A 15,024-nucleotide genomic window follows, 5' to 3' on the forward strand; every position below is an offset into this window, starting at 1 on the left:
TGATTTGCCGTTAATGGCGGATTAACCCTGCCCTCGGTATCAGGCTCCATCGTGATCGATTTTCTGTGGGCAGATCCGGTGACTTCAGGTCATCGCAACGGTTTTTGCCCTTGTCCCGCATCCCGCTTCACACGGAGCAGAGGTATCGGAACATCATCGGTATCCGTTCTATCCTTGTTCGAACTGTCGTGATTCCGTCATTTACGCCATACGTCAAGAGCGACTCACCTGATTCGCCTCCAAAAAGCGAATCATTTGTTGTCGCGACCCATTCGCGGGCTAGAGCGGTTCCGGTTAAAACGGAATCGGGAGACCGCTCTATCTATTTGTTTTTACGCATTATCCTACGCAAAACCGCTACGCACTTTTGCTGGAAATGCTCTAATTAGAGCGCGATTGGCCATCTGCAACCCCGTATACCCGGCGCTTTTCAATAAAGTGATTCGGGCAATCCGAATCAGAAACCGCCGGGAGGGCGTCCGGACGACAGACCGAAACCATCAATCAGCGCTTCCGTCGCATCTGCCTTTAAAATCTGATTTTGTATATCGATGAGGCGCGCATAAAGTTCGCCCGTCTCATCGGTTTCCAGTGCGGCCTCAACGGCTCGCAGCTCCTTATGTAGTGTGCGGGCGCGCTGATGCAAGTGAAGCGCCTGCCGCAAAGCTTCCCGCGCATCGTCTTCCGCCGCAAGCGCGGTTGCCGTCCAGAGTCGTGCGCCCTTCACAGCCTGTTCCAGCGTTTCGATCAAATCACGGTGCCCGGCACCGACCAGCGCGTGACGCATGGCCAGGCCATCGTCCACATGGTCTGAGGCCAGAACGTCGAGCATGGCCAGATGCAGCGTCTTCAACGCATCATGCGCCAGATCGAGCCCGGCAATCGTTTCAAAATCTTCCTCGATCAGACGAGGATGATTGAGCAATGTCAGCACAATTGCCGTTTCCCGCAGCGGCGCATGGGTGCCCGCACCGGGCCGCCCGCCCTTGACCAGCGTGGAACGAACAAGGCTGTCGGAGATCGTCAGGCGTCCACCGCCGCCCATGCCGGGACCGCCGCGTCCGCGCCCGTTATCGTTGCGCCGATTGAACGCCCCGTTTCGCTGGCCGCCCTGCTGCCGCCCCTGCCCGAAGAATGCCTGGGCGCGTTCGCGCATGTCCTGAGCGTAATGGCGGCGAATATCCTCATTGGCGATGCGGCTAGTGATCTCACGCAGACGCGCTTCGAGTTCGGCACGTTTTTCCGGCGTGTCGAACACGCCGCCCACGGTTTCGCGGGTCCAGATCATATCGACCAGCGGCTTGGCGTCACGCAGCACGGCCTGAAACGCCGCCGGACCTTCCGCCTTGACCAGATCGTCCGGGTCCTGCCCTTCCGGCAACAGCGCAAAACGCAGCGATTTGCCCGGCTGCAAGGTCGGCAGACCGAGATCGGCAGCGCGATAGGCGGCGCGGAGACCCGCGCCGTCGCCGTCGAAGCAAAGCACCGGCTCCGGGCTGATGCGCCAGAGAAGTTCAAGCTGCTCCTCGGTCAGCGCCGTACCGAGCGGCGCCACGACATGGTGAAACCCCGCCTGCGCCAGCGCGATCACATCCATATAGCCTTCAACGGCGATGATCGGCTTGGCCGGTTCGCCGTTTTGCGGCTGGCAGGCCTTGCGCGCGCGCAGACCGTTATAAAGCACCCGCCCTTTATGGAACAGTTCGGTTTCCGGCGAGTTCAGATATTTGGCAGGCGCATCGGCAGAAAGCGCACGACCGCCGAACGCGATGATACGTCCGCGCAGATCCTCAATCGGGAACATGACGCGGTCGCGAAAGCGGTCATAGGAAACGGCGATGCCCTCGCCGTGCACCACCAGACCGCAAGCCTCGATCTGATCACGGGACACGCCCTTGCTGGCCAGAAACTCTTTGAGGGCATTGCGCGATTCCGGCGCATAACCCATACGGAACGCCTGCTGTGTCGCGCTGGAAAGGCCGCGATCGCGCAGATAGGCGCGCGCCTTCGCGCCAGCTGCACTCTGGAGCTGCCCTTCGAAAAACTGCGCCGCCAGTTCCATGACGTCATAAAGCGTTGCGCGCTCAGCCTCACGCTTTTCCATTTCCGGATCGCGCGCGGGCATGGGAACGCCCGCCATATCGGCCACGCGCTCCACGGCTTCGGGAAAGCTCAGGCCCTCCAGTTCGGTCAGAAACTTGAAGTGATCGCCAGTCACGCCGCAGCCGAAACAGTGGTAACGTCCTTTGCGGTCCTCGCAGTGGAAGCTCGGCGTGTTTTCGCCGTGGAACGGACAACAGGCCCAGAAATCGCCCTTCGGCGGATTGCTCTTTTTGCGGTCGAACGAAACCCGTGCTCCGATCAGCGTCGAGATCGGCACACGATCTCTGATCTCATCGAGAAAGGAGGGTGGGAAACGCATTACAGATTTCACTTTCAGCTCGGCCCGACTGCGGGCGTGTCTTGCATAGAGTATATAGGCGCGCTGGTTGTGACAGTCCATCGCGCGCGGATATCCCTCCCCGCTAATCACAGTCTTCTGTCTGAACTGCATGATGGCCACGCAGCTGTCACAAAACTGTCATATAACTTTTACATTCGGTACTGCCCTGTTGATTTTATGCGCGAATAAGCCCATATCTCTTGGATATTTCATTAGCCGGAACATAATTTCTTCGCTTTATAGAGATAATTCCAGCTTTCAACGTCAACCGCCAACCCGAAGGGATTTCGCCGTGAATGGTTCCTTGGTCCTTTTGCACCTTGCCGGGGCTGTCGCCCTGCTTTTGTGGGCCACCCGCATGGTGCGAACTGGGGTGGAGCGCGCTTATGGCGACCGTCTGCGCAGACGCCTGCGCAACCAGATGCAGAACCCGCTTCTATCGGTTGCCTTCGGTCTGGTGCTTGCGGTCGCCCTGCAAAGCTCCACGGCAGTGACACTTCTGGTCGGTTCCTTCGTCGGATCTGGCTTCGTCAGCGGCGTCGCGGGCCTGATGGCTGTGCGCGGCGGTGAACTCGGCTCGGCGCTGGTCGTCAAGATTTTGAGCTATGACCTGACCATTCTCGTTCCGCTCTGCCTTGTGATCGGCACCGGCATTTTCATGACCACCGAGCGCCGCGACTGGCGGCAGATCGGGCGCATTCTGGTCGGCATCGGCCTTCTGATCATGTCGCTGGAAATGACCGGGCAAGCGACCGAGCCCCTGCGCCAGAGCGAGCTTCTGCCAGTGATTGTCGATTATCTGTCGAGCGATCCCATTACCACCTATCTGCTGGCCGCGCTGATGACATGGCTGTTCCATTCCAGCGTTGCAGCCGTCATTTTGCTGACCACCTTCGCATCGCGCGGCCTCATTCATCCGGAATTGGCTGTGGTCATGGTGCTTGGCGTCAATCTCGGTTCATCGATCATCGCGCCGATCCTCACCCGCAATGCTCCGCCGGAAACCCGCGTGGTGCCGCTCGGCAACCTGCTGATGCGCGGCGCAGGCTCGCTGGTCATGCTGGTGCTTTATGAGACCTTCAAGCCGTCGATTGCATTCCTCGGCGCTGATCCCGTATCGCAGGTCGTCAACGCGCATATTCTGTTCAACGTAATCGTCATGCTGGCGGGAATTCCCCTCTCCGGGCTGGTACTGCGCACCACCGAAGCGCTCGTTCGCCTCAATGCCGACAAGACGGCTGCACCCGCGCAGCCCATCGAAATGGAAGAGTATAGCGCCCTCGACACGGGCGTGCTCAACCGTCCGTCTCAGGCGCTGGCCAATGCCACCCGCGAAGTGGTGGGTGTCTGCGATACGGTTGAGGTGATGCTGCGCCGCATCATCGATCTCTACGAAAAGCCGGATCAGGCCCGTATCAACGAGCTGGCCGCCCTCGACGACCGTGTGGACAAGAAACATGCGGCGATCAAACTTTACCTCACCCGACTGGCCGCAAACGATCTCAACGAGTTCGAATCCTTGCGGATGCAGGAATTGCTTGGCGCCTGCGTGAAGCTCGAACAGGTGGGCGACATCATCGTGCGCAACATGCTGGCGCAGGTGCAAAAGAAGATGGACCACAAGCTGGAATTCACCGAGGAAGGCTGGGAGGAACTCAGCCACTTCCACGCGATGGTTTTGGCCAATGCGCATCTGGCTTTCAATGTGGTCGTGTCGCGTGACGGGCGCACGGCGCGCCAGCTCGTTCAGGAAAAGGACCGCCTGCGCGAATTGGAAAAGCAGACCAGCCTGCGCCACTTCTCGCGTCTGCGCGAAGGGTCAACCCGCAGCATCGAGACCAGCACCATCCATCTCGATACGATCCGCGACCTGAAGCAGATCAATTCGCTGCTGGCTTCCATGGCCTATCCGGTTCTGGAAGAACAGGGCCTGCTGAGCGAAACCCGCCTCAAGACCGTCAAGCAGAGCTAACGCGGTTAAAACGTTATATCGGCGGCGTTGGCGGTTCGGCCACGGGTGCTTCCTGCCCGGAACCCGTTAAGCGTCTCATTGTGGTGGGCCACGATATCGGAGAACTGCAAGCTCGCCGTATCGCCAGTCGCGTGCCCATCGGCAATTAATGTCACATCATAGCCGAGCGATATTGCGTGGCGCACCGCCGTGTCAACGCAGTACTCCGTCTGGCAACCGCCGATAACCAGATGCGTGATCGCCAGTTCATTCAGCCGGTCCTGAAGCTCAGTTTCGTGAAATGAATCGCAACTGGTCTTTTCAACCACGATGTCGTTTGCCTGAGGTGAAAGCTCGTCCCGGATCGCCCAACCCTGCGTGCCCTTTTCGAGCACATCCCCCGGTCCGCCATCGTGCTGCACGAGGATAACCGGAATCCCGGCAGCATGTGCTCTTGCCTTCACCGCGCTCAATCGGGCAACAACATCGTCCAGAGCGCGGTCAATCAGAGGCTGACGCTCAGGCGTACCCATCCCGGCCACAATATCGTTTTGAACATCAATGATGAGCAGAGCAGTAGTCATGACAAACGATCTCACTGACTGTTTTCGATTGCCCGGCATAACATCTGCATGGCTGGTGAAACAAGAAGGCCCCGCTTTTGGCGGGGCCTTCTTCATTTCGTGTCAGAGCAAGGATTACTGCAGAAGCGATTTCACCAGCGCGCTTGCCTTGGTGAAATCCATTTTGCCGGCATAGCGCTCTTTCAGGATGGCCATGCACTTGCCCATGTCGCGCAGACCCTGCGCGCCAATTTCGGCGATGACGTCCTCGCAAGCCTTCTTCACTTCTTCCTCAGTCATCTGCTGCGGCAGAAACTCGGAGATAATGACAATTTCCTCGCGCTCGGCGTCAGCGAGCTCAATGCGGCTGCCTTCTTCATAGATGCGCGCCGATTCTTCGCGCTGCTTGACCATCTTGCCGAGAATGCCCAGCAATTCCTCGTCTCCGACCGGGTCCTTGCCTGCGGAACGGTTTGCGATATCGCGATCCTTCACGGCAGCCAGGATAAGGCGCAGCGTCGACGTGCGGCGCTTGTCCTGCGCCTTGAGCGCGGTTGTGAGGGCCTGGGAAATCTCCTGGCGAAGCATCGAATTATCTCCTGACGGTGTTTGTTTCTTCTTACGCGCAACGTGACCCATAAAGCAATCGCGCGCTGTCACGCACTGTCCGAACTACCCCCTCGCAGAACAATAATGCGAGAAAGCTCGCGATTATTTCCCCAATGAGCCCGCTCGGACGATTGACCCGGCGATCAAGTTTCTCTATTGATCAAGGCTTAGCAGGACATCGGTACATGCTCACAGTGGGAGATTTGAAATCCCCGCTGCCTTTTGGCGCATATATGACCCCGTCGCCTGTTGGCGCGTATATGACCATTGACGCTCCGTCTTTCAAGCCATTCACCGGTAACAGGTGAAGCTGGAGGGATGGAACATCAGCGCGTACGGAAACGCTAAAACATTAAACGCGGCGCGGATCTAGGTGCCGCAAATCAAACAGGAGTGCACACATGACCGAAACGACCCCGAAAACCGCACCCTGGACAACCGAAAAGCGAACCGCCGTTCTGGTTCTTGCTGACGGCACCGTGATCGAAGGCAAGGGCCTCGGCGCGACCGGCGCAATCGAAGCGGAAGTCGTCTTCAACACGGCGCTCACCGGTTATGAAGAAATCCTGACCGATCCGTCCTATGCCGGGCAGATCGTCACCTTCACCTTCCCGCATATCGGCAATGTCGGCACCAATGTCGAAGACATCGAAGACCTGACGCCAGCCAACCGCCACGGCGCGGTCGGCGCGATCTTCAAGGCCGATATCACCGCACCGTCCAATTATCGCTCCAGCGAAGACCTGGATGCATGGCTGAAAGCCCGCGGCGTCATTGCGCTTGCAGGCATCGACACGCGCGCCCTCACCGCGCTGATCCGCGAACGGGGCGCGCAGAATGCCGTCATCGCGCATGATCCGAACGGCAAGTTCGACATCGACGCCTTGAAGGACCGCGCTGCCGGCTGGAGCGGTCTGGAAAATCTCGATCTCGCTAAGGATGTCACCATCGGCCAGAGCCAGGTCTGGAACGAAACGCCCTGGATCAAGGGCGAAAGCTTCGGCGAACTCGACAGCCCGCAATATCATGTGGTCGCGCTCGATTTCGGCGTGAAGCGCAACATTCTGCGCCTGCTTGCAGGCCTTGGTGCGAAGGTGACGGTTCTGCCTGCAACGGCAACCGCCGATGACGTGCTGGCCTATAATCCCGATGGCGTATTCCTGTCGAACGGCCCCGGCGATCCGGCAGCCACCGGCGCATATGCCGTGCCAACCATTGCCAAGCTGGTTGACAGCGGCCTGCCGGTTTTCGGCATCTGCCTTGGACACCAGATGCTGGCGCTGGCGCTTGGCGGCCGCACCGAGAAAATGCATCAAGGCCATCACGGCGCAAACCATCCGGTCAAGGACTACACAACCGGCAAGGTAGAAATCGTTTCCATGAACCACGGCTTTGCGGTGGATTCCGAATCGCTGCCGGAGAATGTCGAAGAAACCCACGTCTCGCTTTTCGACGGCACCAATTGCGGTTTGCGCGTCATCGGCAAGCCGGTCTTCTCCGTGCAGCACCATCCGGAAGCGTCGCCCGGCCCGCAGGATTCGCATTATCTCTTCCGCCGGTTCATCAATCTGATCCGCGAAAAGAAGGGCGAAGCCCTCCTGCCGGAACGCGAACAGGCGGCGTGAATCAAAATCTGAGATTTTGCGATTAACATATTGGTAACAAATAAAAAGCCGAGGCAATTACCTCGGCTTTTTTCATGATCAGATGTGGGCTTTTAAGCGTCCACAGGTTTCGGCTTTGGCTTGGGATAAACCCGCGCCACCACCACGACCAGCGCGATGAAGATCAGCCCAGCCGCGACCGCATAGGGCATGCCCGGAAAGTCAAACGGTGCGTTCGTTCCGGTAAAATGGCTGAAGAGCTGCGTGAAGATGAGCGGACCGATGATCGTCGTGATACTCGACACGCTGGTCAGCGCGCCCTGCAATTCGCCTTGCGCGGAAGGCGGCACCTTGCCCGCAGCGATACTGCGCAGCGGCGGATCGGCAAAGCCTTCCAGCGCCGTCATGAGGATGACCGCGTAGACCATCCAGCCCTCCCAGGCGACGGCATAACCAATCATGCCGACGCAGGCAAAGAACACGCCGGTAATGGCTGTGCGCCGCTCGCCCAGAACAGGCAGAGCGCGTGGCAGTACCACCGCCATGACGAACGCAGTGCCGATGCCGAACATGCCGAGCGAAAGACCGATCTGGGCCTCGTTCCAGTTGTAACGATAGGCGCCGACAAAGGCCCAGACCGACGGATAGACCGCATGGGCCAGCCAGTACAGGAAGAAGACCGCCATCACCCAGCCAATGCCAGGATAGCTGCGCAACTGCTTCAGCGCGCCGAGCGGATTGGCGCGCCCAATCTGGAAACTGCGCCTGTTTTGCAGGGAGAGCGTTTCCGGCAGCAGGAAATATGCCAGCACGAAATTGATGAAGGATAGGAGCGCCGCGCCGTAGAACGGAACGCGCGGGCCGAATTCACCCAGAAGACCGCCCAGAACAGGACCGAGCGCAAAGCCGACGCCGAAGGCTATGCCGATCAGGCCGAAATTGCGCGCGCGATTGCTGTCATCGCTGACATCCGCAATATAGGCGGATGCGGTCGCAAAACTTGCGCCGCTGATGCCCGCCAGCACACGACCGACGAACAGCATCCAGAATGAGGTTGCGAGCGCGCAGATGAGATTGTCGATTGCAAATGTCAGAATGGAGGCCAGCAGAACTGGTCGCCGTCCGAAACGGTCGCTGAGATTGCCGATCATCGGCGCAAACAGGAACTGCATCGCCGCATAGACGAGAAGCAGCCAGCCGCCATCGACGGCAGCCGTACTGACATCCGCGCCGGTCAGTTCTTCCAGATAGGCCGGCAGAACCGGCATGATGATCGCGATCCCGATAATATCGAGAAACAGCGTCATGAAGACCAGCCAAAGGCCCCGTTTTACGAATTTGGGGTCAAGCATTGGAACACCTGAATATGCTCATGCGGATTGCCGCAGGAAGCATCATGATTTGATTGTTGGAAAGGATCGCGCGTCATCGCCGCTCAAAGTTGAGCGTCACGCATGATTTGGGAAAAGGGCCGCGCCGTCGCGAAACCTTTATAGGGAAAATTATTCTACGACAAGCCTGCTTGATACAGGTCGATGAAATTGGCGCGAAACACCGTATCGCGCCCAAAGAAACGGCGGCCGAAGCCGCCTTTTATGGAAGGATCAGAGCGGCTTAGATGTCGCCGCTGAAAGTATCGCAGGATTCGAGCTTGCCGGCATCGAAACCGCGCTTGAACCACTTGGCGCGCTGGGCCGATGTGCCATGGTTGAAGCTTTCCGGCACGACATAACCCTGGCTGCGACGCTGCAACGTATCGTCACCAATCTGATGCGCCGCATTGAGCGCATCCTCAAGGTCGCCTGCTTCCAGAATACCCTTCTGCTCGGTGTAATAACCCCAGATACCGGCAAAGCAGTCAGCCTGAAGCTCGACGCGAACCGACATCTGGTTGGCCTGCACTTCGTTCATCTGCTGGCGCATCTGGTTGAACTTCGGCAGAATACCGAGCAGGTTCTGGACATGGTGCCCGACTTCATGCGCCAGCACATAGGCCTGCGCGAAATTGCCCGATGCGCCGAAACGGTTGGCCAGTTCGTCATAGAAGCTCAGGTCGATGTAGAGCTTGCGGTCGCCCGGGCAGTAGAACGGTCCGGATGCGGCAGAGGCAAAACCGCAGGCGGAGCGCACCTGCCCCGAGAAGAGAACCATGGTCGGTTTCGTGTAGGTCTGGCCACGCGACTGGAAAATACCGCTCCAGACATCTTCCGTCTCGGCAAGCACGGTGCGGGCAAACTGGGTCATCTCGTCATTGGCGACGGTGCCGCCCTCAGCCGCCGTACGACCGCTGGACTGCTGCTGTGTCTGGACGGACGAGCCCATGCCGCCATCGCCAAACAGAATCGGGATCGGATCGATACCGAAGGCGCGCAGCACGAAGAACATCACGATCAAAATGAGAATGCCGGAAAGCCCGCCGCCGCGCACGACCCGAAAACCCGGGCCGCCACCGCCGAAGCCGCCGCCTATGCCGCCCCCGCTACTACGCTGGTCTTCCACATTGTCACTTTGCCTACGACCTTGCCAGCGCATGCACCCACTCCCTTCACACCGGCCGCTTCAAACCCCGCGGCGCAAAATATTATCTCGTATAATTGTCGCATAAAGAGTTGGCACCGCAATATAAAAAGTAAATGGCAAGCCTCATCACAAACGGCAACGCGCACGCAATATTTGCTTTCGGGAGTTTTGCTATCGGACGGCACGAAGCTTGTTCCGAAAGAAGACACCGCCAAACATGACCACGATGATCACCACCGCACCCGTGACAACGTGCGAAGCGCCAGCATCCGGAAACGCAACCGCATGCATGATGCGCCCCGGCAGGAAGGCAAAGAGCCCAGCCCCGACAATGCCCAGAAAATAAACCTGTCGCACGATTTTGCGATGCAGGCCAATCTCATCCTGGCGCGCAGCGATCACTGACCGGATACATCCGGCGATGACCAGCACAGACAGGATATGTATCGGGCTGAAACCCCAGAACAGGTTGATCTGGTGTATGAAAAAGCTCGTCATCGCGGTGACAACCATCAACGCCATCCAGATGCGCCCGAAATACTTGTGCAATCGCGTACCCTTGCGGCGCAGGAGAATAAAGGCACCCAGCAAGGCTGCGGGTATGACAGTGGCGACGTGTAGCTGGACCGCAAGCGGTGCGTGGAGAAGCGGCTCGAAATTCATGGCAATGCTCCGGTTGAATTTCGACCTTCCTTCGACAACACTGCGCTCGGCTCAATTGGAATGACGTGGAATGCAGGAAAACTTCGTGGCTGGCGGTATTGTGCAATTCGCGCTTCGTGAAATGACGGTCATTTTGCGCGCGCTCCGCCTCTGGATGACGTTTCTTGTCGTGGTGCTGATCTTCACCATAACAGCGGCACTGGGCACGGGTTCGATGCCCATCGCCATCCGCTTCTTCTATTGGCTGCTGATCCAGTTCGGCGGCTGGTCCATCGCAATCTTGTTCGCCGTTCTGGCGGATTCCCTGTTGAAGCCGTGGGTCACCAGCACTTTTGCCCGCATGATGACAGGCGCGCTTCTGGCAGCGATTCCCATCGGCCTTTGGGTCGGCCTCGTCGACTACGGTTTCTTGATCAGAACGCCGTCGTTCAAAACGCTCCTCGGCAACATGGCGGTCTCGCTGCCGCTCGGCGCGCTCTTCTGCGTCCTCGCCTATCTGACCGTTCGCAAAGACATTAAAACCGTTTCAAACACGAGCCCGGAAGCCCCAGTCCTGCTCAATCGTCTGCAACCCGGCAATCGCGGCCCGTTGCTGCGTCTGTCCGCGGACGATCATTACACACAGGTCGTCACCAGCCGGGGCAAGGAACTCATCCTGATCCGCTTTTCCGATGCAGTAAAAGAAATCGGCGAAACGCCGGGTTTGCAGATCCACCGCTCGCATTGGGTGGCAGACACTCATGTCGAGGAATTGCAGCGCGTCAATGGCGCGCTCAGCGTCAAAACACGCGACGGAACGCTGCTCCCGGTCAGCCGTTCGAGCCAGAAAGCAGCGCTGGAGCGTTACCGCACCGGCGCGTCACCGCAGAAGAAAACTGCGCTCGGCCAAGATTTTTCGTGAATGCCCGCATTTTCTTTGAAATAAGCGTATTTGTGGGGTTCCGCTTTGGGTCATCATTGCCTATAAGGCCCGCTTAGCCCACAGAATTCATACGCTGCCAACCCGCCGGAAAACCGTGCGGGCTTTTCTGGCAGGCTAAGCAGCATGTCACTCGAAAGTGGGAACCGGTTTCGAGACAAAGGCATGCGTGAAACAAGAGCATGATCCCGAAAATGGGAACCGGTTTTCGGACAAGATCATGCGCGCGAAGAAGATAGGATGAGCGCCCATGCCGAAACGTACAGATATCAAATCGATCCTGATTATCGGCGCGGGCCCCATTGTCATCGGCCAGGCTTGCGAGTTCGACTATTCGGGCACGCAGGCTTGCAAGGCGTTGAAAGAGGAAGGCTACCGCATCATCCTCGTCAACTCCAACCCGGCCACGATCATGACCGATCCCGATCTGGCGGACGCGACCTATATCGAGCCGATCACGCCTGAAGTTGTCGCCAAGATCATCGCCAAGGAGCGTCCGGACGCGCTGCTGCCCACCATGGGCGGCCAGACCGCGCTGAACACCGCATTGTCGCTGCGCCGCATGGGCGTGCTGGAGCGCTACAATGTCGAGATGATCGGCGCCAATGCCGAAGCCATCGACAAGGCCGAAGATCGCGCGCTGTTCCGCGAAGCCATGGAAAAGATCGGCCTCGATACACCGGAATCCCGCCTCGCCAACGCCACCGAAATCAAGGACGAAGACCGCAAGCGTCACGAAGCCAAGCGCGCCGAAGTCAAGGCGCAATATTCGGGTGACGCGCTGGACAAGGCGCTCGACAAGCTCGAAACCGAATGGCAGCTCGGCGAAGTCGAACGCAAGCAGCGCTATATGACCCATGCCCTTGCCAAGGCGGCGCAGGCGCTCGACGTGGTTGGGCTTCCGGCCATCATCCGCCCGAGCTTCACGCTCGGCGGCACCGGCGGCGGCATTGCCTATAACCGTCAGGAATTCTTCGAAATCATCGAGCGCGGCCTCGACGCATCGCCGACCACTGAAGTTCTGATCGAAGAGTCGGTTCTGGGCTGGAAAGAATATGAAATGGAAGTCGTCCGCGACAAGGCGGACAACTGCATCATCATCTGCTCCATCGAAAACCTCGATCCGATGGGCGTGCACACCGGCGATTCGATCACTGTCGCGCCCGCGCTGACGCTGACCGACAAAGAATACCAGATCATGCGTAACGCTTCGATTGCGGTGCTGCGCGAGATCGGCGTTGAAACCGGCGGCTCCAACGTGCAGTTCGCGATCAACCCGGCCAATGGCCGCATGATCGTCATCGAAATGAACCCGCGCGTCTCGCGCTCTTCCGCGCTGGCTTCCAAGGCAACCGGTTTCCCGATTGCCAAGGTCGCTGCCAAGCTTGCCGTCGGCTATACGCTGGACGAACTCGACAACGACATCACCGGCGGCGCGACGCCAGCCTCGTTCGAACCGTCGATCGACTATGTCGTCACCAAGATCCCGCGTTTTGCTTTCGAAAAATTCCCCGGCTCCTCGCCGATCCTGACCACCGCCATGAAGTCGGTCGGTGAAGTGATGGCCATTGGCCGTACCTTCCAGGAAAGCTTGCAGAAGGCGCTGCGCGGTCTTGAAACCGGCCTGACCGGCCTTGATGAAATCGCCATTCCCAACATTGAGGAAGGCGACGAGAAGAACGCCATCCGCGCCGCCATCGGCACACCGACGCCGGACCGTCTGCGCATGGTTGCGCAGGCCATGCGCCTCGGCCTGACCGTCGAGCAGGTGCATGACGCCTCCAAGATCGACCCGTGGTTCCTCGAACAGATCGAAGCCATCGTGAAGACCGAGGAACGCATTCGCGAACACGGCCTGCCGCAGGATGCGGAAAACCTGCGCATGCTGAAGGCAATGGGCTTCTCCGACGCCCGCCTTGCCAGCCTGACCAACAAGGAAGCGACGGACGTGGCCAGGCTGCGCGCCGATCTCGACGTGCATCCGGTCTATAAGCGCATCGACACCTGCGCTGCCGAATTCGCTTCGCCGACCGCTTATATGTACTCAACCTACGAAACGCCTTTTGTCGGACAGCCGCGTTCGGAAGCAGAAGTGTCGGACCGCAAGAAGGTCGTCATTCTGGGCGGCGGCCCGAACCGTATCGGCCAGGGCATCGAGTTCGATTATTGCTGCTGCCATGCGGCCTTCGCGCTCGGCGATGCCGATTACGAAGCCATCATGATCAACTGCAACCCGGAAACGGTTTCGACCGATTACGACACCTCGGATCGTCTCTATTTCGAACCGCTGACGGCGGAAGACGTGCTGGAAATCCTGCGCGTTGAACAGGAAAAGGGCACGCTGCACGGCGTGATCGTGCAGTTCGGCGGCCAGACCCCGCTCAAGCTCGCCAATGCGCTTGAAAAGGCTGGCATCCCGATCCTTGGCACCTCGCCGGACGCCATCGACCTTGCGGAAGATCGCGACCGCTTCCAGAAGCTTCTGGTCAAGCTCGACCTGAACCAGCCGAAAAACGGCATTGCCTATTCGGTCGAACAGGCCCGTCTCGTCGCAGCCGACCTCGGCTTCCCGCTGGTCGTTCGCCCGTCTTATGTTCTGGGTGGCCGCGCCATGCAGATCATCCATGACGAGCGCACGCTACAGGCCTATCTGCTCGACACCGTGCCGGAACTCGTTCCGGAAGACATCAAGGCGAAGTATCCGAACGACAAGACCGGTCAGATCAACACGCTGCTCGGCAAGAACCCGCTGCTGTTCGATACCTACCTGACCCAGGCTATCGAAGTGGACGTCGATTGCCTCTGCGATGGCAAGGACAGCTTTGTCGCGGGCATCATGGAGCATATCGAAGAAGCTGGTATTCACTCGGGCGACAGCGCCTGCTCGCTGCCGGTTCATTCGCTCTCGGCAGAAACCGTCGCCGAACTCGAACGCCAGACGGAAGCGCTCGCCAAAGCCCTCAATGTCGGCGGCCTGATGAATGTCCAGTTCGCGATCAAGGATGGCGAAATCTTCATCCTCGAAGTCAACCCGCGCGCATCGCGTACGGTTCCGTTCGTTGCCAAGACCATCGGCACGCCGATCGCCAAGGTCGCTGCCCGCATTATGGCTGGCGAAAGCCTTGAAGCAGCGCTCGGCGCTTATGGCGGCAAACCGCAGGCACCGTCGCGCCCGCATATCGCGGTCAAGGAAGCCGTGTTCCCGTTCGCCCGCTTCCCGGGCGTCGATACACTGCTCGGACCGGAAATGCGCTCGACCGGCGAAGTCATGGGCCTCGACTACGACTACGCACTGGCTTTCGCCAAGGCGCAGCTTGGTGCTGGCGTGGAACTGCCGCGTGAAGGCACGGTGTTCGTGTCGGTTCGCGACGAAGACAAGGAACGCGTTCTGGCGCCTGTGCGCAAGCTCGCAGAACTCGGCTTCCGCGTGATGGCAACCGGCGGCACGCAGCGTTTCCTCGCCGACAATGGCGTCGAGGCGATCAAGGTCAACAAGGTCATCGAAGGCCGCCCGCATGTGGAAGATGCGATCCGCAATCGTCAGATCCATCTGGTCTTCAACACGACCGACAGCGCCAGCGCTGTGTCCGATTCCAAGTCGATCCGCCGCGCAACGCTGATGCAGAAGCTGCCTTACTACACCACCATGGCCGGTGCCGAAGCTGCCGCCGAAGCCATCGCGGCGCTGAAGGCCGGTTCGCTGGAAGTACGTCCGCTGCAGGATTACTTCCGCGCATAACAAGTTTTACAGA

The 15,024-nt window shown here is 59.0% G+C and carries 10 protein-coding genes; 4 read left to right on the forward strand and 6 right to left on the reverse strand.

Annotation, left to right across the window (positions count from 1 at the left end):
- Positions 1 to 457 precede the first annotated feature (457 nt).
- A complete protein-coding gene (dnaG, locus tag JAU75_RS15055) occupies positions 458 to 2,422 on the reverse strand; it encodes a DNA primase (RefSeq protein WP_199057317.1) in 1,965 nt (654 codons plus the stop codon).
- 313 nt (positions 2,423 to 2,735) lie between these two features.
- Here dnaG and JAU75_RS15060 point away from each other — a divergent pair, with 313 nt between their 5' ends.
- Entirely contained in the window at positions 2,736 to 4,415 is a 1,680-nt protein-coding gene (locus tag JAU75_RS15060; protein ID WP_199057318.1) for a Na/Pi cotransporter family protein, read from the forward strand.
- A 5-nt stretch (positions 4,416 to 4,420) separates the two neighbouring features.
- Here JAU75_RS15060 and JAU75_RS15065 read toward each other — a convergent pair whose 3' ends face one another.
- Together JAU75_RS15065 and JAU75_RS15070 are read right to left on the reverse strand one after the other, a co-directional pair.
- A complete protein-coding gene (locus JAU75_RS15065; RefSeq protein ID WP_199057319.1) occupies positions 4,421 to 4,978 on the reverse strand; it encodes a cysteine hydrolase family protein in 558 nt (185 codons plus the stop codon).
- Between the two features lie 114 nt (positions 4,979 to 5,092).
- Complete coding sequence (locus JAU75_RS15070) at positions 5,093 to 5,545, reverse strand: GatB/YqeY domain-containing protein (RefSeq protein WP_199057320.1); 453 nt, start codon at positions 5,543 to 5,545, stop codon at positions 5,093 to 5,095.
- Positions 5,546 to 5,967: 422 nt separating this feature from the next.
- On the opposite strand from JAU75_RS15070, the gene carA reads away from it, so the two are divergent.
- Complete coding sequence (carA, locus tag JAU75_RS15075) at positions 5,968 to 7,191, forward strand: glutamine-hydrolyzing carbamoyl-phosphate synthase small subunit (RefSeq protein ID WP_199057321.1); 1,224 nt, start codon at positions 5,968 to 5,970, stop codon at positions 7,189 to 7,191.
- A gap of 92 nt (positions 7,192 to 7,283) precedes the next feature.
- Here the strand turns inward: carA and JAU75_RS15080 are convergent, their stop codons facing one another.
- From JAU75_RS15080 to JAU75_RS15090, 3 genes are all read right to left on the reverse strand, one after another.
- Positions 7,284 to 8,522, reverse strand: a complete 1,239-nt coding sequence (locus JAU75_RS15080) for a TCR/Tet family MFS transporter (protein ID WP_199057322.1) — start codon at positions 8,520 to 8,522, stop codon at positions 7,284 to 7,286.
- A 262-nt stretch (positions 8,523 to 8,784) separates the two neighbouring features.
- The gene (locus JAU75_RS15085) at positions 8,785 to 9,702 is read right to left on the reverse strand and encodes a neutral zinc metallopeptidase (RefSeq protein WP_199057323.1); all 918 of its coding nucleotides are present in this window, start codon (positions 9,700 to 9,702) and stop codon (positions 8,785 to 8,787) included.
- 159 nt (positions 9,703 to 9,861) lie between these two features.
- The gene (locus JAU75_RS15090; protein ID WP_199057324.1) at positions 9,862 to 10,353 is read right to left on the reverse strand and encodes a DUF2306 domain-containing protein; all 492 of its coding nucleotides are present in this window, start codon (positions 10,351 to 10,353) and stop codon (positions 9,862 to 9,864) included.
- Between the two features lie 85 nt (positions 10,354 to 10,438).
- Here JAU75_RS15090 and JAU75_RS15095 point away from each other — a divergent pair, with 85 nt between their 5' ends.
- Together JAU75_RS15095 and carB are read left to right on the forward strand one after the other, a co-directional pair.
- Complete coding sequence (locus JAU75_RS15095) at positions 10,439 to 11,254, forward strand: LytTR family DNA-binding domain-containing protein (RefSeq protein ID WP_371836185.1); 816 nt, start codon at positions 10,439 to 10,441, stop codon at positions 11,252 to 11,254.
- A gap of 268 nt (positions 11,255 to 11,522) precedes the next feature.
- On the forward strand, positions 11,523 to 15,011 hold the full coding sequence (gene carB, locus JAU75_RS15100) for a carbamoyl-phosphate synthase large subunit (protein WP_199057326.1): 3,489 nt from the start codon (positions 11,523 to 11,525) through the stop codon (positions 15,009 to 15,011).
- The last annotated feature ends 13 nt before the right edge of the window (positions 15,012 to 15,024 follow it).

The sequence above is a fragment of the Ochrobactrum sp. Q0168 genome, from assembly GCF_016427605.1.
Classification (GTDB): Bacteria; Pseudomonadota; Alphaproteobacteria; order Rhizobiales; family Rhizobiaceae; genus Brucella.

Bases quoted from the DNA above. Each gene is read 5' to 3' on its own strand.
- dnaG (WP_199057317.1), bottom strand. From the start codon at position 2,422: ATGCGTTTCCCACCCTCCTTTCTCGATGAGATCAGAGATCGTGTGCCG.
- JAU75_RS15065 (WP_199057319.1), bottom strand. From the start codon at position 4,978: ATGACTACTGCTCTGCTCATCATTGATGTTCAAAACGATATTGTGGCC.
- JAU75_RS15070 (WP_199057320.1), bottom strand. From the start codon at position 5,545: ATGCTTCGCCAGGAGATTTCCCAGGCCCTCACAACCGCGCTCAAGGCG.
- carA (WP_199057321.1), top strand. From the start codon at position 5,968: ATGACCGAAACGACCCCGAAAACCGCACCCTGGACAACCGAAAAGCGA.
- JAU75_RS15080 (WP_199057322.1), bottom strand. From the start codon at position 8,522: ATGCTTGACCCCAAATTCGTAAAACGGGGCCTTTGGCTGGTCTTCATG.
- JAU75_RS15085 (WP_199057323.1), bottom strand. From the start codon at position 9,702: ATGCGCTGGCAAGGTCGTAGGCAAAGTGACAATGTGGAAGACCAGCGT.
- JAU75_RS15090 (WP_199057324.1), bottom strand. From the start codon at position 10,353: ATGAATTTCGAGCCGCTTCTCCACGCACCGCTTGCGGTCCAGCTACAC.
- carB (WP_199057326.1), top strand. From the start codon at position 11,523: ATGCCGAAACGTACAGATATCAAATCGATCCTGATTATCGGCGCGGGC.